The sequence below is a fragment of the Zhurongbacter thermophilus genome (genome assembly GCF_026184435.1).
GTDB lineage: Bacteria > Coprothermobacterota > Coprothermobacteria > Coprothermobacterales > JAADFF01 > JAADFF01.
The window spans coordinates 505,476-526,384 of record NZ_CP046447.1 but is presented as its reverse complement, the minus strand read 5'-3'; the positions used below and the strand labels follow the sequence as shown (position 1 = coordinate 526,384).

Annotated in this window: 20 protein-coding genes; 12 read left to right on the top strand and 8 right to left on the bottom strand. The window is 39.5% G+C overall.

The window, feature by feature from the left end:
• Positions 1–7 precede the first annotated feature (7 nt).
• Positions 8–439 carry a nucleotide exchange factor GrpE gene (locus GM182_RS02360; RefSeq protein WP_449186998.1) on the bottom strand — a complete coding sequence of 144 codons (432 nt, stop codon included), beginning with the start codon at positions 437–439 and terminating at the stop codon, positions 8–10.
• Positions 440–527: 88 nt separating this feature from the next.
• Between GM182_RS02360 and GM182_RS02355 the strand changes: the two genes are divergently transcribed.
• The 12 genes from GM182_RS02355 to GM182_RS02300 are packed head-to-tail and all read left to right on the top strand — an operon-like array spanning position 528 to position 12,148.
• Positions 528–1,100: a class II aldolase/adducin family protein gene (locus tag GM182_RS02355; RefSeq protein ID WP_449186997.1), complete on the top strand. Its 573-nt coding sequence runs from the start codon at positions 528–530 to the stop codon at positions 1,098–1,100.
• Positions 1,100–2,086, top strand: a complete 987-nt coding sequence (locus tag GM182_RS02350; RefSeq protein ID WP_449186996.1) for an HD domain-containing protein — start codon at positions 1,100–1,102, stop codon at positions 2,084–2,086. Before GM182_RS02355 ends, GM182_RS02350 begins: the two co-directional genes overlap by 1 nt.
• A complete protein-coding gene (locus GM182_RS02345; RefSeq protein WP_449186995.1) occupies positions 2,083–3,648 on the top strand; it encodes an MBL fold metallo-hydrolase RNA specificity domain-containing protein in 1,566 nt (521 codons plus the stop codon). The genes GM182_RS02350 and GM182_RS02345 overlap by 4 nt, the downstream gene beginning before the upstream one ends.
• A 33-nt stretch (positions 3,649–3,681) precedes the next feature.
• Positions 3,682–3,954, top strand: a complete 273-nt coding sequence (locus GM182_RS02340; protein WP_449186994.1) for a hypothetical protein — start codon at positions 3,682–3,684, stop codon at positions 3,952–3,954.
• A 17-nt stretch (positions 3,955–3,971) separates the two neighbouring features.
• Entirely contained in the window at positions 3,972–5,150 is a 1,179-nt protein-coding gene (locus GM182_RS02335) for an ABC transporter ATP-binding protein (RefSeq protein WP_449186993.1), read from the top strand.
• Between the two features lie 14 nt (positions 5,151–5,164).
• Positions 5,165–6,556 carry a sigma-54-dependent transcriptional regulator gene (locus GM182_RS02330; RefSeq protein WP_449186992.1) on the top strand — a complete coding sequence of 464 codons (1,392 nt, stop codon included), beginning with the start codon at positions 5,165–5,167 and terminating at the stop codon, positions 6,554–6,556.
• Positions 6,553–7,785, top strand: a complete 1,233-nt coding sequence (locus tag GM182_RS02325; protein ID WP_449186991.1) for a sugar transferase — start codon at positions 6,553–6,555, stop codon at positions 7,783–7,785. The genes GM182_RS02330 and GM182_RS02325 overlap by 4 nt, the downstream gene beginning before the upstream one ends.
• Positions 7,786–7,822: 37 nt before the next feature.
• Positions 7,823–8,866, top strand: coding sequence for a M20/M25/M40 family metallo-hydrolase (locus tag GM182_RS02320; protein ID WP_449186990.1), 1,044 nt, complete (start codon positions 7,823–7,825; stop codon positions 8,864–8,866).
• A 40-nt stretch (positions 8,867–8,906) separates the two neighbouring features.
• Positions 8,907–9,776 carry an ATP-binding cassette domain-containing protein gene (locus tag GM182_RS02315; protein WP_449186989.1) on the top strand — a complete coding sequence of 290 codons (870 nt, stop codon included), beginning with the start codon at positions 8,907–8,909 and terminating at the stop codon, positions 9,774–9,776.
• Positions 9,769–10,584, top strand: a complete 816-nt coding sequence (locus tag GM182_RS02310; protein ID WP_449186988.1) for a hypothetical protein — start codon at positions 9,769–9,771, stop codon at positions 10,582–10,584. The genes GM182_RS02315 and GM182_RS02310 overlap by 8 nt, the downstream gene beginning before the upstream one ends.
• Entirely contained in the window at positions 10,575–11,489 is a 915-nt protein-coding gene (locus tag GM182_RS02305; RefSeq protein WP_449186987.1) for an ABC transporter ATP-binding protein, read from the top strand. Before GM182_RS02310 ends, GM182_RS02305 begins: the two co-directional genes overlap by 10 nt.
• Positions 11,486–12,148: a hypothetical protein gene (locus tag GM182_RS02300; RefSeq protein ID WP_449186986.1), complete on the top strand. Its 663-nt coding sequence runs from the start codon at positions 11,486–11,488 to the stop codon at positions 12,146–12,148. The genes GM182_RS02305 and GM182_RS02300 overlap by 4 nt, the downstream gene beginning before the upstream one ends.
• On the opposite strand, the gene GM182_RS02295 is transcribed toward GM182_RS02300, so the two are convergent.
• Genes GM182_RS02295 through GM182_RS02265 form a run of 7 tightly spaced genes read right to left on the bottom strand, consistent with a single transcriptional unit; the run spans position 12,125 to position 20,865 of the window.
• Complete coding sequence (locus GM182_RS02295) at positions 12,125–12,691, bottom strand: Maf family protein (RefSeq protein WP_449186985.1); 567 nt, start codon at positions 12,689–12,691, stop codon at positions 12,125–12,127. The two genes, GM182_RS02300 and GM182_RS02295, sit on opposite strands and share 24 nt — an antisense overlap.
• Positions 12,688–13,182: a hypothetical protein gene (locus GM182_RS02290; protein WP_449186984.1), complete on the bottom strand. Its 495-nt coding sequence runs from the start codon at positions 13,180–13,182 to the stop codon at positions 12,688–12,690. The genes GM182_RS02295 and GM182_RS02290 overlap by 4 nt, the downstream gene beginning before the upstream one ends.
• A gap of 1 nt (position 13,183) precedes the next feature.
• Positions 13,184–14,464, bottom strand: a complete 1,281-nt coding sequence (gene hflX, locus GM182_RS02285; protein ID WP_449186983.1) for a GTPase HflX — start codon at positions 14,462–14,464, stop codon at positions 13,184–13,186.
• Position 14,465: 1 nt separating this feature from the next.
• Positions 14,466–16,814 (bottom strand): DNA gyrase/topoisomerase IV subunit A, encoded by a 2,349-nt coding sequence (locus GM182_RS02280; RefSeq protein ID WP_449187270.1) that lies wholly within the window; start codon positions 16,812–16,814, stop codon positions 14,466–14,468.
• Between the two features lie 22 nt (positions 16,815–16,836).
• Positions 16,837–18,768: a DNA topoisomerase (ATP-hydrolyzing) subunit B gene (gyrB, locus tag GM182_RS02275; protein WP_449186982.1), complete on the bottom strand. Its 1,932-nt coding sequence runs from the start codon at positions 18,766–18,768 to the stop codon at positions 16,837–16,839.
• On the bottom strand, positions 18,755–19,237 hold the full coding sequence (locus GM182_RS02270; protein ID WP_449186981.1) for a hypothetical protein: 483 nt from the start codon (positions 19,235–19,237) through the stop codon (positions 18,755–18,757). The genes gyrB and GM182_RS02270 overlap by 14 nt, the downstream gene beginning before the upstream one ends.
• Positions 19,234–20,865 carry an LCP family protein gene (locus GM182_RS02265; protein WP_449186980.1) on the bottom strand — a complete coding sequence of 544 codons (1,632 nt, stop codon included), beginning with the start codon at positions 20,863–20,865 and terminating at the stop codon, positions 19,234–19,236. The genes GM182_RS02270 and GM182_RS02265 overlap by 4 nt, the downstream gene beginning before the upstream one ends.
• Positions 20,866–20,909: the final 44 nt, after the last annotated feature.

Below are 20,909 nucleotides of genomic sequence, written 5' to 3'. Positions count from 1 at the left end.
CCAAATGTTATTTATACACTTTTACAAGAGCAGGACGCAGTAGAAAATCACCCATTTTGTAGCCGGGCCTGATAATTTCAGCCACTTTTCCACTACTACCCCGCTCCCCTTCCACCATAGCAACAACTTGATGTTCCATAGGATTAAAATCCATACCAACACTATCGATGACTCTAATGTCATGGGAGGATAGGATATTTTTTAATTTTCCCCATACCATAGCCCATGAGCTGTCATGAACTGCTCCCTGCCATATATCATCAAGAACAGGTAGAAGATCTTGCATAAACTTTTCAAGAGCAGCTTTCTCCATATGCGCCAATTTTCTCTCATATGTATGATGAATAGTATCAAGCTCGTTTTTCAAATATCCTATCTGTAAATTCAGCTTTTTAACAGTTTCATCTACATAATCTTCCCACAAACTTTCTATACTCATAAAATGACATCACCTCCAACTACCCATATAAATATACTACTTATTGCTACAATTTTCATAGAAGGCGTATAAAATTGAGGTGATGCGTATGGATGATATTAAACAAGAAATAATAGACGTAGCTGGCAGGCTTTATGAAAAGAATCTCAACGGTGGATACGGAGGCAACCTATCTATAAGAGTAAATGACCTTATTTATATCACCCGCGGTGGCATTCCCAAAGTCAATCTTTCACCCAAAGATATAGCCATCATCGACATCAATGGTAATTTTATAGAAGGCAAACCATCATCGGAATATAAAATGCATTTATACACCTACCAAAAAAATGCCGATCTAAAAGCCATGGTACATGCTCATCCCCCATACGCTATGGGGTTCTCAATTGGTCCTACAAACATACCCACCCATCTTTTTCCTGAAACTTCTATGCTTATAGGGAAAATAGCAATATCTCCTTTCTTTCCATCAGGTACCAATGAGCTAGCAGAAGACATCTCCAATAGAATTGCAGAAGGAGCTATTGCCGTACTCATGGAAAAACATGGCATTAGTGTAGTATCTACTACCAGCCTATGGGATGCGTATTATAAATTAGAGGCTATTGAACATGTTGCAATGGCATGGGTAACACATAAAATATTAAAGGAGGCGAGATAGTGAATCTAGAAAAGATTAAAAAGATAGACCAGCTCAAGGAAGGCATGGAAAATGTTATCGTTCTTGTTTATGTATCACAGGCATATACATTCTCATCGAAAAAAGGAGAGCGTTTTTCCCGACTAATTATCAATGACAAATCGGGAAGCATAAATGCATTTCTAAAATCCCCTCTGCCTCCTCGCAGTGGAAGCATTATTCGTGTCAGGGGTAATGTAGGCAATTATAACGGCAATAAAACATTCTATATGACAGAGATAATGAATACATATAGTATCGATGAACTATCTCCTGAGGCAAAAAAACATCTGTTTCCTTCACTCAGCCAAGAAGAACTTATACATATAGAAAACCAGTTAAAAGATCTTATTAATCGAACACAGGACAATGAGATAAAGAACCTACTTCTTGGTATTTTCTTTGGAAAAGATATACCTTCAGAACTATATAGCACTTTAAAACGTATCTGGCATTATCCTGCTGCCTCTAAGATACACCATGCCAGAATTGGAGGCTTACTTGAACACTCTGTGAAAGCAGCGCGACTTGTCGAAAAAATTGCCTTAGAATACAAAGACTTTGTTATAAGAGACATTGCCGTTGCTGGCGCACTTATCCACGATATAGGCAAAATTTTAGAACAAAGAGAAATTCCTGGCACAGGATGGACCGAAGAAGGAGAACTTCTTGGACATATCGCTATGGGATACGAACTCCTTATCGAGGTATCTAAATACATACCTATAGCACCAGAAAAACTAACAGCGCTCAAGCATATAGTATTGTCTCATCATGGCGAGCGTGAAAAAGGGTCACCAGTTGTTCCTTTGACCCCAGAGGCCCTTATCGTTCACGCAATAGAAGATTTAGAATCTCATATGGACAGTATTATAGGTAGCGCTCCAGATGAACCAGGCAGGGGAGAAACTCCCAATGCCTTCAGTAAACGCATTTTTTATTACCACTTAGGGAGGGATACACAGTGAAAATTACATTTTTAGGTGCAACCGGTGAAGTTACCGGATCATGTTATCTTGTTCACGACACCAATATTCAGTTTCTTGTGGATTGTGGAATGTTTCAGGGCCATTCCGAACACAAAAACGACGCTCCATTTCCATTTAAACCATCAGAAATACCATATGTTATACTCACCCACGCTCACCTTGACCACTCGGGGCGACTTCCTCTTCTTGTCAAGCGGGGATTTAAAGGGAAAATCATAACCACCCCACAAACAGCTGAACTATTAAGAATTATGCTCCTAGATGCTGCCCATGTACAAGAAGAAGAAATTAAACGTATCAACAAGAAAAGGGTACGCCAAGGGCTTCCTGAAATCAAGCCTATTTATACAACAGAAGATGTGGAAAAAGTTTTTCCCCTTGTTGTTCCTATATCATACGACAATAGATATCCACTAAATGAGCATGTAGAAATAAGATTTAGAGATGCAGGACATATACTCGGCGCCGCCAGCGTAGAGATATGGGACCATATGGATAACGAAAAAATTGTATTTTCAGGAGATTTGGGTCAAATACCCAATGAAGTGCTTCATGACCCTACTCTCATTGAAGAGGCAGATTATGTTGTGATGGAAACAACATACGGCGGGCGTAAACATAAAAGTCTTGAAGAGACAAGAAAAGAATTTCGCGACGCTATAGTCAACGGTTTAAAAAATGGTGGCAACATCCTCATACCATCTTTTGCCGTAGAAAGAACCCAAAGAATACTATACGAGTTAAGGCTACTCTGGGAATCAGGAGAGCTTCCTAAAGATGTCCCTATATATCTAGATAGTCCATTGGCTAGCAAAGCAACGGAAATATATAACGAGTACAAAGCCTCTTACAAACCATATATCCAGAAATATTTCATCGACGGAGACTCACCATTTAATCTTCCCAATCTACACATGGTAGAAAGTTCTCAAGAGTCTAAAAAGCTTAATGATGTGTCCGGCGCCATAATAATAGCTGGCAGTGGAATGTGCACAGGTGGACGCATACTACATCATCTTAAACATAATCTGTGGAAACCACAAACTACACTTATATTCGTAGGTTATCAAGCCCAAGGCACACTGGGTCGTCTTATCGTTGACGGTGCCAAGACTGTAAAGATATTTGGAGAACCAGTTAAGGTCAGGGCAAAGGTATTCACTATTAATGGTTTCTCTGCCCATGCAGACAGAGATGATCTTTTAACATGGGCTACATTCTTTAAGACGAAACCATACTTCATTTTAACCCATGGTGAAGATGATCAAAGACTGGCCTTTGCCAACTTACTTAAGAAAAGGGGATATAAGGTTCTCATTCCTCAGTACAAAGATTCGGTTGTTCTTAAACCTGACATGCCAGAAAGATACCCAGTGCCTATTAGAAGAGATGCCACCAGCGAAGCTCTAAAACTCATCTCTCAAATCTACGGTGACCTTCATGAACTTGAGGATATTATTGCAGAAGAAGGTGCCACCCCAGAACTTGTAGGTATACTTAAAAGTATTAGTACTCTGGTATCTTCTATTAAGAAGGTATAGTTTATAATGATAACACTGAGGAGGTAGGTAGCCATGAAGGAAGTATTGAAATATATCAAGAAAAACATATTAGGATTTGTTGTGCTGACAGTTATAACCATATTACTCGTGGGTTTCTTGTATTCTTACTATATGGTTTACCTACCACAAAAGCAAGCCCTCATACAAGAGCGATATGAAAATCCAGAGGAATTTGCCAATACCAGCGGTGTACCATCATTTAGTATAGAATCTAATTACTGGGATTGGCTAAAAAATCAATTTAGTGGACCGGGTAAAGCTGCTCCTTACAATTATACCCGTTAAGGAAAGGAGGATGCACTATGGCAGAAATTGTTCTTAATCATGTATGGAAAATATTTCCCACAAAAAAAGGAGAGGTTATCGCTGTTAAAGATGCAAATTTAAAAATAGAGGATGGAGAATTTATGGTTTTCCTTGGGCCATCTGGTTGCGGTAAGACAACAACGCTCCGCATGATTGCAGGATTGGAAGACATTACCAAGGGCGAAATACTCATCGATGGTAAAGTCGTTAATAACCTTCCCCCAAAAGATAGAGACATTGCTATGGTCTTTCAGAACTATGCCCTATACCCACATATGAAAGTATTTGATAATATAGCCTTCGGCCTAAAACTGAGAAAAATCCCAAAAGACGAAATCAAGAAAAGGGTACTGAAAGCGGCAAAAATGCTTCATATCGAAGAGCTCCTTGACAGAAAACCAGGTGAACTATCTGGTGGTCAAAGACAGCGTGTCGCCCTGGCAAGGGCAATTGTCAGGCAACCTAAGGCATATCTTATGGATGAGCCATTGTCCAACCTTGATGCAAAATTGAGGGTACAAACAAGAGCTGAACTTCTCGAACTTCACAGACAGTTGGGTGTTACTACCATATATGTTACCCATGACCAGGTAGAGGCAATGACACTAGGCACAAGGGTAACAGTTATGAAAAAAGGAGAAATTCAACAGGTGGGAACCCCTCTTGAAATATACTCTATACCTGCCAATATATTCGTTGCCGGTTTTGTCGGCTCTCCTCCAATGAACTTCATTGAAGGACAACTGGTCGAAGAAAATGGACAAATGTGGTTTGTCTCTGAAGGAGATATTAAACTACACATACCAGAAGACATAGCAGGTCTTCTTAAGCAGAAAAACGCACCAACAAATATTATCCTTGGTATTAGACCTGAGGATGTACATCTTAAAGAAGAGTACCACAAGGAGATCAATGATAGCTGGATAGTAAAAGGAACAGTCAAAGTTGTTGAAAGATTGGGCGCAGAAACTTTTGCCCACTATGAGGTTGGAGGAAGATTCAAAGTTATAGGACATGTTTCTCCGCTTACACTCATTGAACCTGAAGAAAGCAAAGAGCTACTATTTGACATGACAAAAAGTCATTTCTTTGATAAGGAAACAGAAAAACGTATTGGCGGAGGCCTCGACTTGAGACCTGAAATATATCGCAAGAAACAGGCAAAGGCCTCATAAAAAGAGGTGAGTCTATGGCCAAGAAACCAACAGTACTCATAGCGGATGATGAAGACAGTGTACGCCTCCTTCTCAAGGAAATACTTGAGGAGGAGGCTTTTGTCATAGAAGCCCGTAACGGAGGCGAGGCAATAGATATTGCCCGCATAAACAAACCACATGTTGTATTTCTTGACATTCGTATGCCCGGTATTGATGGAATGGAAGCTTTGAAGAAGATAAAAAAATTGCTACCCAATACACCGGTTATAATGCTTACCGCCTATGGAGACGCAAATCACACAATTACAGCTATGAAAGAAGGAGCCTTTGAATATATTGTCAAACCCTTCGATATTGAAGACATCCTTGATATCTTTCACAAAGCTATGGCCTATAGGGAATCACTTAGAGAAGTAGAAGTGCTTTCACCGTCATCTGAACCGTCATCTTCCATACTTGTAGGTAAATCTGACGCCATGAAGAATATCTTTAAAATTATAGGAAAAATTGCCGAATCACCTGTCAATATACTTATCACAGGAGAAAGTGGTGTAGGCAAAGAACATGTAGCACGAAGCATACACAATGTATCCTCTCGAGCTGACAAACCGTTCATACATATACCGTGTTCTGCCATCACCGAGGAAACCATAGAAAGTGGAGAGATAACAGCAAAAATACTTTCCGCTCAAGGTGGAACTGTACTACTTGACGAAATAGGCGACCTTAGCTTTGCCGCACAAGGTTTCTTATTACCCATTATTGGAGAAAAACGTATACAAAGAGATAATGAGGAAATCCCCCTTGATATCAGATTCATTGGCACCTCTAGCGAGGATCCACAGAAACTTGTAGAGGAGAAGAAACTGCGCAAAGATTTTCTCTTTAGACTTAATGTTGTACATATTCACATTCCTCCGCTAAGAGAAAGAAAGGAAGATATACCCGAACTTGTTTTTTACTTCATTTCTAAATACTCTAAGGCCTATGGCATTAAAGTTAAAGGCATCACAAAAAAGGCTATGGACTTGCTTACCAGCTATGATTATCCTGGTAATGTTAGAGAGCTAGAAAATATTATAGCAAGGGCAATTGCCATGTCAGCTAATGCATACATTGATGTGCATGCTCTTCCCCAAGAATTAGGGAAGAAACTGGAAAATCTATCTGACACATCTGAGTCGGAGGAAGAAAAGGGTAATACACTTTCAACAATTCCCGTTCCCGACGGTAAATTTGTCTCTTTAAAAGATATTATAAAACAGGTAGAAAAAGAGACTATTATTAATGTACTAAAGCAGTGCCGTGGCAATAAAACAGAAGCTGCAAAGAAATTGGGTATATCTAGACAGGCACTATTTAAAAAGATAAAAGAATATGGCATAACAGATGAAGACATTATAGGGGGATTAATAAACACATGATTCATATACGTCGTTTTATAAGGGATCTTGTTATATTTACAGTAAGCTATTATATAGGTTTCTTCATACGCTTCGGCTATCCTTTCCCACAAAAAAATTTTTCGGATTTTTCACGTATATTTCCTTTAACTCTTTTAGCATTCATACTCATCTCCCTCATTATGGATAACTATCCCCGTATCAACCTCTCTGCCTTAGAAGAAATCTCTGGATTCGCCGCCGCCTCATTAATTACAACATTCATATGGTCAACCTTTAACTACTTCTTACATGCCTTCGCCCTACCCCGCTCTATTCTCTTAATAGCCTTCATTCTCCAGATTATTATGTTAACGATAGCTATATACATAGAAAGAAAGCTGGGATTATCTTGGATAAAAAAGACAGTTGGAGTTATTGGAGAAACTCATATAGACAATATATCTGGTATACCCATCAATTCACCAGAGGTTATTGACAAGGTAGATTCTGTAATAGCATCTTCGATAAAAAGTGAACAAGAGGCACTTTTACTTCTCAAAGCTATTGAAAAGGGAAAGGATATCTTTATAAAACCCAAGCCGGCCGATATCGTTCTTCATGCATCAAAATTTCTATCTCTGGGTAGTCACCCCATTCTATATTATTCAGCCCCTATCATATCCCCAGCAGAAAGATTTTTTAAACGTGTTATGGATATAATCATGGGACTTATTGGAAGTATGATTACAGTTATACTTCTGCCCTTTATTGGAGCTGCCATATACATAGACAGCCCGGGTCCTATTTTCTATTTGCAAACTCGCTTAGGAAGAAATGGTAAACCCTTCAAAGTCATTAAATTCCGTACCATGATACCCAATGCTGAAAAATATACAGGAGCCGTTCTTGCCACAGAAGATGATCCTCGCATAACAAAAGTAGGTAAATTCCTCAGGAAAACCCGTCTTGACGAGTTACCCCAATTTTTTAATGTACTTATAGGAGACATGTCAACGGTAGGACCTAGACCCGAGAGACCTGAGATGTACAAAAAAATAGAAAAAGAACTACCACTTTTCAGAATGAGACTTATGGTTAAACCGGGTATTACGGGACTGGCTCAGGTATATGGAGAGTACGATACACCACCAGAAGAGAAATTAACATACGATCTCATATATATACTCTCAAGACCGAAACTTCCTCTTGACATCCGTATTATCCTTATGACCATCAAGACGATGCTTACCCCTTCCAAGGCTAAGTAATATATAATGAGTTAGTAAGTTAAAGGGGGTATGTAGCATGCACGATGTTTTACTACTACTAAAAGACCTTATGTCTATTCCATCAACAACAGGACAGGAAGAAGAAATTGGTAAGTTTTTAGCCGCTATTCTTCGTTCTATGGATATGGAAGTTCATACGCAAGAAGTAGAAAAAGGCAGATTTAATGTTATCGGAAAAAGAGGAAATCACGGGGTTCTCATAGTTACACACATGGATACCGTACCAGCCGATGAGGACACTGATAAATTGTATCTTCAAAAAAGTGGCATGCTTCGCGGCAGAGGAGTTATTGACACCAAAGGACTAATAGCAGCTCTTCTGGCAGCACTAGCAAAAACCAAAGATCCGGTTACAGTAGCATTCGTTGTAGACGAGGAAGAAACAGGGCTAGGTTCAAGAGTACTTGAAGTTCCACCAAGCAACTATACGCTGGTACTGGAACCCACGGATCTAAAGATTGCCAATATTGAAGCAGGATTTTTAGAGGTTGTTGTTACATTCTACGGCAAATCAGCACATGGAGCCCATCCAGAAAAGGGCAATAACGCACTGGAAAGGCTTTATGCATTTCTACAAAATGTAGAAAACCTTTCATTTGTCAAACCAGAGCATCCCTTGTTCTATCCCCCACTTTATCTCTTACAAGAAATAAAGGGAGGCTCTGTCATATATAGGGTACCAGACAAGGCTATATTAAGATTAAACTTTATCCTACAACCAGGCATTTCTCCAGTGAAGGCACTTGAAGAACTTAGCCAATACATTGATGAAGACACAGAAATTGAAGTTGTAGACATGGATGAGGCCATTGTCATTGATGACGACGAAGATGTTGTCATAAGACTAAAAGAAGCGTACAAAAGGGCTGTAGGCTCAGAACCAGAATTTACTGTTATGAGAAGTTGGACCGATGCCGCCAATCTCTATATGAAAGGACTAAAACCCATTATCTTCGGAGCAGGGAGTTTGTGGAAAGCACACACATCTGAAGAATCTGTCACGCTAAAGGAATTAACTACCTTGAGAGATGTACTCATTGAATTTATAGAGGGAGAGTAGTATCAAAAGTCTTTATATGTTATACTAACATTGTCTTTATTTGCTGTACAAAATAAAGGAGGCACCAGTCATTATTATTGAGATACGTAATTTAACATTTGGCTATAAAAAGGGGAAACCAATATACAATAACTTGTCACTAACGCTAGGAAAATACCCCTGTGAAGGGCTAGTTGGTCCTAATGGAGCCGGTAAATCTACCTTGGTAAAATTACTCCTTGGTCTTAAAAAACCGTGGAGTGGAGAAATTATCATCCCCAAAGATACTGTTATGGGTTTCCTTCCAGAGATTCCTACATTGCCAGAAGAATTGTCTGTTAGTGAGTTTCTTATAGACATGGCAGTATCTGGCGGCCTTCCTCTAACAGAGGCATATAAAACAACAGATTTACTACTTATCAACTTGAAATTAGACGCATACAGAGATAGCAAGATTAAAACTTTGTCTAAAGGAACCTTACAAAGGGTGGTATTTGCCCAAGCCATTATTCATGGGCCTTCTTATGTCATCCTCGATGAACCTACATCAGGACTTGACCCACTATCACGCAAACATATGTTATCTCTCATATCCACTATAAGTAATTTAGGAATAAAAGTACTGATGTCTACCCACATACTTACAGACATTAAACAGGTATGTCAACGGGTTATTTCAATAGACAATGGACAAGTTATTTCGGATATAGAGATAAACAATCTTATAAAACATGATACATATATAGTAGAAACATCATCACCTGATATATTGCTAAAACATCTTCCCGGAAAGAAGCTTTCTGATGTATCAGCCATTATCAACACAGATAACCCAGACAATATACTTAGGATTCTCGCCGATTACCAATTACCCGTTTGGAAGCTGGAACCTCTAGAAGAAGACATATATGAGGTGGTTACACATGAGTAGAATATATGACCTGTCGTTTAAGCCGTACCGTGGCAAACGCACAAGTATACTAATGCGAACATCCTATTTGTTATTCAGCTATTTCAAACATATATTAACAAAATTCGGGGGAGGATTTACAAAGTTTGTATTGTATTCTGTACTCGCAATTCCTACTATTAGCGCTGTAGCACAGTTATTTTTCTCATATTTAAAGGCGAACGTTAGTCATAAGGTTGATATTGATTATGGGGCAGTCGCTACATCTGCTTCATTTCCTCTATACTTTATGATAGCTATAGCAGCTTCTTTTCTCATATCCACTATTACATCTTCTGATTATCCTACATTTATGCGATACAGAAAGATGGATAAAGGGATGTGGTTAGCACTATATGGTGTAACTCTATCACTCTTATTCCTTCCTATGTTTGTGGCATTTTTCATACTATTTCTTGGTGGCATTTCATTATTTCCTCAGTTTGTCCCAGCATGGACAACATTCACCATGTTTATCAATGAATCCTTTAAATGGTTCTTGGCATCACTGATTGCCACAAACATCATTGTCACATTTTCAATACTCATGAAAAAACCATCATTTAGTAGTATTGCATCTGCTATATATCCTATGGTACTAGGTATAATCTTGTCTATCATTACCGAAATAGCAAACATATCATACACTGCAACAAGTTCTATTAATGTAGCCAGTGTCATATTCTCTTTAGAAAACACACCCATGTCAGACCTTCTTCTTAACAGTGTCCTCTATATGGGCATTATGGTTTTGGCGTTCATTTACAGGGGGAAAACCTTATGGAGATAGTTGTGAAAAACGTCAATAAATGGTATGGCACAAGACCCGTTTTAAAAGACATATCACTAACTCTAAATACAGGTATTACAGGACTTTTAGGACCTAATGGTGCTGGCAAGACAACACTAATAAGCATAATAGCAGGTCTTATGAGACCATCTGCAGGCAGGGTAGAAATAAATGGCAAATCGCCGTATTATAACCATAGTGTTAGAAAATATATAGGTCTACTCCCGGAGAACGCCCATTTACCAAAGCGATTTTCAATAAGAGAATTTTTGACATGGCAGGCAATAACACTAAAAGCAGAACAAAAAGAAGTGGACAAGGTTCTCGACATAGTTGGTATGACAAGATACCATAAAGAAACTATTGGCAGTCTTAGCAAAGGTATGAAACAACGTATAAAGTTTGCAGCTGCTATACTGGGTGATCCACCTATATTATTACTTGATGAACCTTTCAGTGGTATTGACCCACATGGTAGAAAAATACTGCGAAATCTTATCCTATCTTATGCTAAAGAAAAAACCATTGTGTTCAGCTCTCATATACTTGAAGAGGTACAAATGATAGCCCACAACATTGTTGTATTGAAAACAGGTTATATTGTAGCAGAAGGCACTCCTGAGGGTATAAGAAAACTACTCACCGATGTGCCCTATAAAGTATATATAGAGACTTCTGATCCAATAAAACTTATTAACACATTGTTTGAGCGAAAACTTATCCATATGGGAAAAATTGAGTCACCAGACGGTATAACAGTAGAGACCTTTTCTTTTTCTGAGCTATCCACAGCTATACCTCAAATAGCAGTTCAGGATAACATATCGATAAAAATGTTTAGTCCGGAAGATGTCAAGCTAGAAAAACTTTTCGAATATTTGACAATGCGTGGTGATCTAACATGAGATATCTAATTTTGCAATGGTACAACATAAAATATATGCTTAAGCACAATATAACTGCCATCATAGCTGGTATGCTATATGCCACATTAATTATCATATGGAATATCACATCATACACTAGCGGTATATACATAAAACACACCATAAAAGACAGTATATACAATACCTTCACAAGTAATATCACCCTACTTGTCTTATCTATTATCGCCGTTATACTATATAATTCCGATCTATCCGATAAAACCTATACCTATATCAGAATGCGTCCCATAAACCCCATGATATACACCGGACTAAAGGTTGTTAGCATTTGGATTATTACATCCGTATTCACCACAGGTATATATCTTAGTGATAGTCTGTTGGTTGGGAAATTTTCATTAGGCGGACTTATAACTATAGTGCTGACAACACTCAACATAGCAATAATATCGTCAAGCATAGGAGCACTAATCGGTGGCAAAGCATCTATATTTGTCATAGCAGGCTATAGTGGGCTATCTACAAGTCTTCACGATATGTTCACAAGTGGCACTATAGCATCATGGCTCAAAAGTATATCAATGATTGCCCCTATCTACAATGTCATACCATGGGTAGGAATACTGGCACTTATACTACTACTTATTAAAGAGCTAAGACGCAATATAAGGGCTTAAAATTTCCCATACCCTACCAACAGGAAAACCTACAACATTATAGTAATCACCAATAATAGACTCAACAAGTATTGCTCCATATGAATCCTGTATGCCATAGGCTCCCGCCTTGTCAAGGGGCAAACCTGTAGAAACGTATTCCTCTATAAACTTGTCTGGCACAATACGAAATTTTACCTGTGTCGTTTCATGAATAAGATGTAATTTTCCATCAACCTTAATAGCAACACCAGTTATAACACTATGAGTTCTCCCCATAAGCATTTTCAGCATAAAAACAGCATCCTTTTCATCTTTAGGTTTTCCAAGTAACATATCTGAAGATGGAATATATACTACCGTATCAGAGGCAACAACAACATCGTAATTCTCCCATGTTACGCTATCCAGCTTACCCTTGGCCTGCCTAAGCACAAACTCATTAATATCTCCGCCGTTGTAAGGTTCTTCTTCATAATGAGGTGAAACAACATCAAACTCATCACATATATAGCGAAAAAGTTCTTTCCTACGGGGAGAAGTGGAAACAAGAAGGCATCTCAAGACACATCGCCTCCTGCACCACCAGATAAAACATGGTGAACAGCAGAAACCACATCATTTGCTTCTATTTGACCTTTTTCCGCGAACATGAGCACAATGACAGTAAGAATGTCGAGAATAGGATTTACACTCTTTTCTACAGCCTCTTTAGGATCAAATGTATATAGAATTTTGGTAAATTCTTCTTCGTCTTTATCCCAAACAGCAGCTATATATGGTGGCACAACATCAGTTATATAGCCATTGATAACAGCCTTGATGATTTCCTGAAAGGAATCAGAATGGATAAAATCATACACTTCAGATGCATGGGGTTTACCCGCAATCAGTTCATCAAGCTGTTTACGTGCCTCTTCATCATGGATAAGTCCATGAAACACTTCCCAAGCCACGCTCTCAAGCACATCTCTGAGCCCTATAACCATAGATGTATACATACCCAGTTTCCTTGTTGTCTCATTCATCACAGGCTCAACATCTTTAAAAAACACACTACTCACCCCCAAGCTTTCCTATAAGCATTTTAATATCCTCTTTGGGTCCAGCAACTTTATATTTTTCTCCATGTTCAAAAGACTCCAACTTCTCTATCTGAAGTTTATCTTTAAAACTCCATAAAACACCAGTCTTATCATATGGTACAAAGACTTCCGCAGAAATGGATTCACCAAATAGTTTTTCATCAACAGCCTCCAGTAGCTTGTCTATCCCTTCACCAGTCTTGGCTGAAACAAAGAGTGCATCTGTATACTCTCTTTTTAAATCTTCCAAATCTTCCTTGTCTAAAAGGTCTATCTTATTGAAAACAAGCATTAAAGGTAATTTTTCAGCACCTATTTCTTTTAATACACCTTTCACTACACGCAGTTTATCTTTATAATTTTCATCTGTAGCATCAAGTATTATAAGGGCAAGATCCGACTCTTTTATCTCTTCAAGTGTTGCCTTAAACGCTTCAATAAGCGTATGGGGAAGTCGCCTAATAAAACCTACAGTATCAGCAAAGATAACCGTCCTACCAGAAGGCAATGCAACTCTCCTCATTGTCGGAGCTAAGGTTGCAAATAGCATATCTGCCACAAATACATCTTTGTCTCCTGATAACCTTCTTAGTAGTGTGGATTTACCGGCATTGGTGTAACCTACTAAAGACACAATCTTGTTTTCACGCTTTCTCTTCTTTCTTCTGAGCTCACGGTCCTTTTCCAAATCTGCTAGCTGCCTCTTGATAACAGAAATACGTCTGCGTATACGCCTTCTATCCACCTCAAGTTTTTTTTCACCAGGTCCTCTCGTACCAATACCACCGCCTAACCTGCTCATTTCCTTCCCCATGCCTACAAGTCTTGGCAAGTTATACTCAAGCTGAGCAAGCTCTACCTGCAATTTACCCTCTTCAGTAGTGGCATGCTGTGCAAATATATCAAGGATAAGCTGAGTTCTATCGACCACTTTCAACCCGGTAATATCCTCTATATTTCTCTTTTGGGAAGCTGTCAGTTCTCCATCAACAATAAGGGTTTCAGCGGAAAGGGCTTCTGCATATCTTTTAATTTCTCTCAGTTTTCCTTTCCCAAAGTAGTAGGCAGGGTGCGGATATTTTCTCCTCTGCACCACCCTACCTACCACCTCTCCACCAGCTGTTTCTACCAGCCGCTCCATTTCATCAAGTATATCTGATGTATAAGAGGCACTTCCCCTATCCAAAGCGGCTATGATAACCCGCTCTTTCTGTTTGGCCTCTTCTTCAAGATTTATCATTTCATGGGGCATCTCACATCACCTTTCCTATTACCTTCACATTTCCTTTCATTATCTTCTTGCCCCTGGCACCTCTTCCCATAACAGGTAATGTGTCACCATCTCGAGGAATACTCCATACTCTCTCATCGGTAATAACACGCACTTCAGACACATCATCGTCAACAACCTTAGCAAGAACGACTTTACCAGTAGTACTATCTACCCTTTGAAGAATAACACCACCACTACCTCGGTGCCTCAAGGGAATATCTTCAATATTTGTAGCCTTTCCATATCCCTTACGGGTCATGGTAAATAACAACGCATCGCTATCAGAAGAATCGTGGAAATCTGCATCCGCAACAGCATCTTTATCTGTTGTCTTAACTAGCTTACTACCCCGTGCATTCATTCCTTGAACAGAAATTTCCCCTATCTTATAACGGGAAGCCTTACCATTTTTCGTAACAACAACCAACTGATCTTTATCTTCTGGTACATCCTCGGCAAACACAAGTTCATCTCCAGGAATAAGGCTCATAATTGTTGTTACCCTGCCACGACTGGTTAAGAGTACATCTCCAGGAACTATTTTGCCTCTACCTCCTGCCGTGATGAGAAGAATATCTCTCTCGTTATCGAGGGCTTTCAGTCCAATAACATCCTCGCTAGCAGCCATATTGAAAATATCGCCTACTTTGGCCCCTTTCTTACCTCTTGTCCCTTCAGGCAGATGTGCAACTTCCATTCTTAATGCTCTACCATGATTAGTGATAATTAGAATCTCTCCATTAAGAGGTACCTCTACACACATGATGCATTCTTCATGTACATCCTTTTCTGGGCTAACTCTCCTAATGAAACCACCAAGAAGAAGCTCTACCCTCTGCATAACAGCAGGCAAATCAGCATTTTTTCTTACATATCCACCAATCTCTGTTCTTCTTGGATCGGCATACTTTTCTTTTAATTCCCTAAGTTCCCTTTCAACAACACTATCCCTAAACAGGGGATCCTCAAGAATACGCTTATTGTATGCAATAATCTCCTCCAGCTTATTTTTCTCATCTACAAGCTTATCTCTTTCAAGTTTAGCTAACCTCTGCAAACGCATATTCAAAATGGCTGTAGCCTGGGCTTCACTGAATCCAAACTTTTCTATAAGCCCTATCTTAGCCTCCTCTGCATTTTCTGACCCCCTAATATGGGCAATGATTTCATCAATAATATCAAGTGCCCTGAGAAGTCCAATTACAATATGATGTCTCTCCTCAGCCTTTCTCAGATCATAACGAGCTCTTCTTTCAACAACCTCTCTTCTAAAGGCAATAAACTCTTTGAGTATATCAAGCAAAGACAACTGTTTTGGCATACCATTGACAATAGCGACAAGAATAACGCTGTACGAGATTCTGAGATTGGTATACCTCAGAAGCTGGTCTACAATAACATCTGGTGAAGCACCACGCTTGAGTTCCACAACAATACGTACACCATGCCTGTTAGACTCATCTCGCACTTCATCTGCACCAGGAAGTTTGCCATCAACAATAAGTTTGGCTATAGATTCAACAAGGTGTGCCTTGTTAACCTGATAAGGTATCTCCGTAATAACAAGAAGTTTTCTTCCGCCACGTCCATCTTCTACTCTCCATTTTCCCCTAAGGTGGAATGTTCCCCTACCCGTCTTATAAATTTGTCTCAACCTTTCTGGATCATCAATAATACCACCTGTAGGAAAGTCTGGAGCAGGAAGCACACCCATTATTTCATCAATGGTAACATTCTCATTTCTGAGCACCTTAATAAGAGCATCAACCACCTCTCCTAAATTATGAGGAGGTATACTCGTAGACATACCAACGGCTATACCACTAGAACCATTAACAAGAAGATTGGGAAGAAGTGCTGGAAGAACTACAGGTTCTTTTAATGTGCCATCGAAATTTGGCATCATATCGATAGTATCCTTATCTATATCCTTTAACATCTCAAGTGCTATCTTGTGAAGTCTTACCTCTGTATAACGCATTGCAGCAGCGCTATCGCCATCCATGGAACCAAAGTTACCCTGCCCATCTATAAGAGGATAACGCATATTAAAGTCTTGTGCCATTCTCACAAGAGCATCGTAAACGGCATTATCACCATGGGGATGATACTTACCAAGTACTTCACCGACAACACGGGCAGATTTTTTATACGGTCTATCAGGTAAATTACCCATGTCGTACATAGCATACAAAATGCGTCTCTGAACAGGCTTTAAGCCGTCCCTAACATCGGGAAGAGCTCTTCCCACAATAACAGACATTGCATAATCAAGATAGGATTGTTTCAACTCATCTGTTAAGTTCCTATATCTGACATTATCAAACATACCCACCGCACATCACCTCAAACTAAATATCAAGATTCTTGACTTCAAGTGCATGTTCTTCTATAAATTTTCTACGGGGCTCAACTTTCTCTCCCATAAGAATACTCATTATTTCATTGGCCTCCTCTGCATCATCAACAGTTACCTGAAGAAGTACCCTTCTACGAGGATCCATCGTTGTAGCCCAAAGCTGTTCAGCATTCATCTCACCAAGACCTTTATACCTTTGAATTTCATACTTCTCAATTCCCTGATCTTCTAATTCTTTTATAAGCTTTTCAAGTTCCTCGTCAGAGTATATATACTGTACTTTCTTATTCTTACCTCTTCCCCACTCAACCTTATAAAGTGGAGCAAGAGCTATGTATACATGTCCATTTTCAACAAGTGGTTTCATAAAACGGTAGAAAAATGTCAAAAGCAGAGTTCTAATATGGGCACCGTCAACATCGGCATCTGTCATGATAATAATCTTGTTATATCTTAGCTTAGAAAGATCAATATCATCACCAATACCTGTTCCAATAGCCGATATCAGGTCACGAATTTCCCTGTTAGAAAGTATTTTATCCAGTGACGCTTTTTCAACATTAAGGATTTTACCTCGAAGGGGAAGTATTGCCTGATGGGCCCTATCTCTTGCTTGCTTGGCACTACCACCAGCTGAATCACCCTCAACGATGAACAGCTCCCTATGCTCAGGATTTTTATCTGAACAATCAGCCAGTTTGCCAGGGAGAAGGCCACCAGCTCTCTTTGCCTGCTTCTTCACAAGTTCTCGACTCTTTCTCGCAGCCTCTCTTGCCCTTTTAGCTAGCTCTATACGCTCAAGAACGGCCTTTAGCTCAGAGGTACGTGTGGCAAAGTAGTTATCAACTGCATCATATGTGATTTTATCCACCACAGAACGTACCCAAGAAGTGCCAAGCTTACCCTTTGTCTGCCCTTCAAATTGAGGTTCTGGAAGCTTAACAGATACAACAGCTCTAAGCCCTTCCTTTACATCCTCTGCAGTGTAAGACTGCTTATCCTTCAACACACCTTCTCTACGAGCAAGGTCATTTATAGCCCTGACAAGTCCTCTTCGGAAACCTGAGACATGGGTACCGCCATCGGCGGTACGAATAGAGTTAACAAATGAATATATGGTTTCTCCATCATTTTCTACATACTGAAAGGCTACCTCAACCTCTAAATGAGCTTTTCCATCGGGAGAATCTCCTTCACCCTTAAAATAAACACTTTCTGAAAGGATAGGCTTTGCTTGACCTATAATCTCTAACAGAAGCTCTTTAATACCCTCTTCGGAATAAAACTCTTTGCTATCACCGGTAAACTCGTCAATTAGGATAAACTTTACCTTGGGATTGAGATAAGACAACTCTTCCAAACGATCATAAATAATATCATAGTCGAACTTTGTTGTTTCAAATATCTCAGGATCAGGCTTGAATCTGACACGAGTCCCTCTCTTGTCTATCCCCTCTTCGACAACAGTAAGCGGTTCTACAACCTTACCTCTTTCAAAACGCATTCTGTAATGCTTACCATCACGCCATACATCAACCACAAGCCATTCACTGAGAGCGTTAACAACAGTAACACCAACACCGTGAAGACCACCAGATACTTTATATGCTTTACTATCAAATTTACCACCAGCATGGAGCTTGGTAAAAACAACCTCTAGTGCAGACTTACCTGTTTTAGGATGGACGTCTACAGGAATACCTCTTCCGTTATCCTCCACTGAAACAGAACCATCGGTGTGAAGGGTTACCACTATCTTATCGGCATAACCTGCCATTGCCTCGTCAACAGAGTTGTCAAGTATTTCCCATACAAGATGGTGAAGGCCACGCCAATCGGTGCTACCTATGTACATAGCCGGCCTTTTTCTAACACCCTCTATCTGCTCTAAAACAACAATATTATCCGCTTTATACTCTCCCACACGCACTACCTCCTCTCTGACTCTTCAACCAAATGATTGCCAACCTTTTTTTAATGTCGTTGTCATCTATCATAGAAAACAAACGACTAGCCTTTTCAATTTCCTCATCAGAAAAACTGACAAACTTATTATGGGCAGTTTGTTCCTCACCTTCTATATTATTATCTCTACCTTGTTTAACAATCTTTATCTTCAAGCTGCTAACATGAAAACCATACTTCTTCAAGGTTTTCAAAAACTCACCTTCATACCTCTTAATAGCAGAAGCAACAGCAGGAGAATATGCCCCCACATGAAGTTCTTCGGTATATATACCCAGTGGCTCCGTAAGAGATGATAAATCAAGCACCTTTCTACCTTTGTGTATACGCATGATATCCTTCCATAGAGTTCTTAACCTCAGGTAGGCTTTAACACTGGGAGCAGCCGAAGATAACAAATCTCCTGTAGCTTCTTTCATATTCCTCACGGTGTACCACCTGTAGCCGTAGTAGATGTAGACGATGTAGAAACAGAAGTTTCTGTTCCCGTAGATATCGTAGCCGTTGATGTGGTAGATGTTTCAGTTACTGTAGAAGACCTAGTAGATGTAGCACTGGTTTTCTCTACTTCCGTAGCAGTCTGTGTAGTAGTTGCCGGTTGTGTACCTGACTGACCAGATGGGTTCAAGGAAGGTGAAGACGTTTGCGTTTGTGTCCCTGTCGTCTGTGTAGATGTTGTAGAAGTTGATGGGGTCTCAGGTTTGACACAATGTCCCAATTGACCTACTGTCCTATCAGGATGTATCCCCTTTATATACTCAGATGCTAGCTCTGGACCAAAGACCTTTATATAAAAGTCTTTCAGCCATGCATCGTCATACTTCAATGCCGATACCTCTACAGTTAGATCAGCGGCGTAACATCCCCAGACATCATAAACTTTTAGTGATTCCGACCTGATATGATAATCTCTAATATCATATGCAAGCTTGATCCATTTATCTGGAGAGGTATCAGAAACAATCTCATTACCCCATATCTTCATCAACTCATCGGCAAGAGATAAAGATAACTTTTCCATAACTTGATTCTTCACATCAGGAGATGTAAGAAATTTCATCTGCCTTTCAACACGCTCTATATCACTCGTGCGGGAACGCCAGAAAACAAGGAATTTTCTACCATCAAGATGAACCTCTCCCGGCCCAAGACATGTACCTCCGCGACAAGCCCAATCATGGCTATGACAGCATATTCTTTTATCAAGATGTACATCAATACCTCCAATGGCATCAATAACATCGGCCACACCTTTAAATGAAAAGATTATATAGCGGTCAATATGCACACCAAAGTTATACTCGAGCGTTTCAATAAGCGATCGAGCACCATCTTGTGGGTCACCAGCTCTCGAATAGATAAAGGCATGGGCCAGCTTTGTATAAGATTTCAGACGGGGTATGTACACAATAGTGTCTCGTGGGATAGAGAGGATAGTGATACTACTGGTTTTGGGATTAATGAAAAGAAGCATTACAGAATCATTATGACCATAGAGAATACCATTGCGGGAGTCAATACCTGCAACAAGCCACACCGCAGGTTTTGTAATCTTTCGGACAACAATGATCTGTTTCCCTTTATATTCTGCCAGTTTATCGGCTGGAATCTTTTTACCAGATACCGGATCTATAAAAACAACATCTGTAGCCTTATCAGGATATATAAGAAGCTTCTCTTTCACTTTTACAATAACGGAAACAGTCTTATTTCTATACCATCTGGCGTTACGCTGGGTAATAATACGACCTGTTTGCGACTTTATAGCAATAACATTAGAAGCATCGGGAGCTATAGTACCAGACCTCGTAAGAACATAGAATTTGTTTCCATCTAATACAAGGGTTCCAGTTTGAGTCACATATTTGTCTACATAAACCTCTACATATAATTCTTTGCCTTCACCTTTAACTGTACCCTCGTCTTTCTTTTCTACTGTACCCTTACCATTCCAAACATTAGCACTACCTACAGTATAGGCCCAATACCCAACACCAATAATCACTCCTAAAATTAAAAAGGATACTATGTATAAAATCTTCTTTTTTACGCTCACTATTTATCCCTCCCATAGCATAATGCCTATATATTATATCAGTA

What these genes read in the sequence shown, in the direction of transcription:
- GM182_RS02310 (WP_449186988.1), top strand. Translation starts at nt 9,769, where the DNA reads ATGAGTAGAATATATGACCTGTCGTTTAAGCCGTACCGTGGCAAACGC.
- GM182_RS02340 (WP_449186994.1), top strand. Translation starts at nt 3,682, where the DNA reads ATGAAGGAAGTATTGAAATATATCAAGAAAAACATATTAGGATTTGTT.
- GM182_RS02360 (WP_449186998.1), bottom strand. Translation starts at nt 439, where the DNA reads ATGAGTATAGAAAGTTTGTGGGAAGATTATGTAGATGAAACTGTTAAA.
- GM182_RS02330 (WP_449186992.1), top strand. Translation starts at nt 5,165, where the DNA reads ATGGCCAAGAAACCAACAGTACTCATAGCGGATGATGAAGACAGTGTA.
- GM182_RS02280 (WP_449187270.1), bottom strand. Translation starts at nt 16,814, where the DNA reads ATGTTTGATAATGTCAGATATAGGAACTTAACAGATGAGTTGAAACAA.
- GM182_RS02325 (WP_449186991.1), top strand. Translation starts at nt 6,553, where the DNA reads ATGATTCATATACGTCGTTTTATAAGGGATCTTGTTATATTTACAGTA.
- GM182_RS02320 (WP_449186990.1), top strand. Translation starts at nt 7,823, where the DNA reads ATGCACGATGTTTTACTACTACTAAAAGACCTTATGTCTATTCCATCA.
- GM182_RS02300 (WP_449186986.1), top strand. Translation starts at nt 11,486, where the DNA reads ATGAGATATCTAATTTTGCAATGGTACAACATAAAATATATGCTTAAG.
- GM182_RS02355 (WP_449186997.1), top strand. Translation starts at nt 528, where the DNA reads ATGGATGATATTAAACAAGAAATAATAGACGTAGCTGGCAGGCTTTAT.
- GM182_RS02335 (WP_449186993.1), top strand. Translation starts at nt 3,972, where the DNA reads ATGGCAGAAATTGTTCTTAATCATGTATGGAAAATATTTCCCACAAAA.
- GM182_RS02305 (WP_449186987.1), top strand. Translation starts at nt 10,575, where the DNA reads ATGGAGATAGTTGTGAAAAACGTCAATAAATGGTATGGCACAAGACCC.
- hflX (WP_449186983.1), bottom strand. Translation starts at nt 14,464, where the DNA reads ATGCCCCATGAAATGATAAATCTTGAAGAAGAGGCCAAACAGAAAGAG.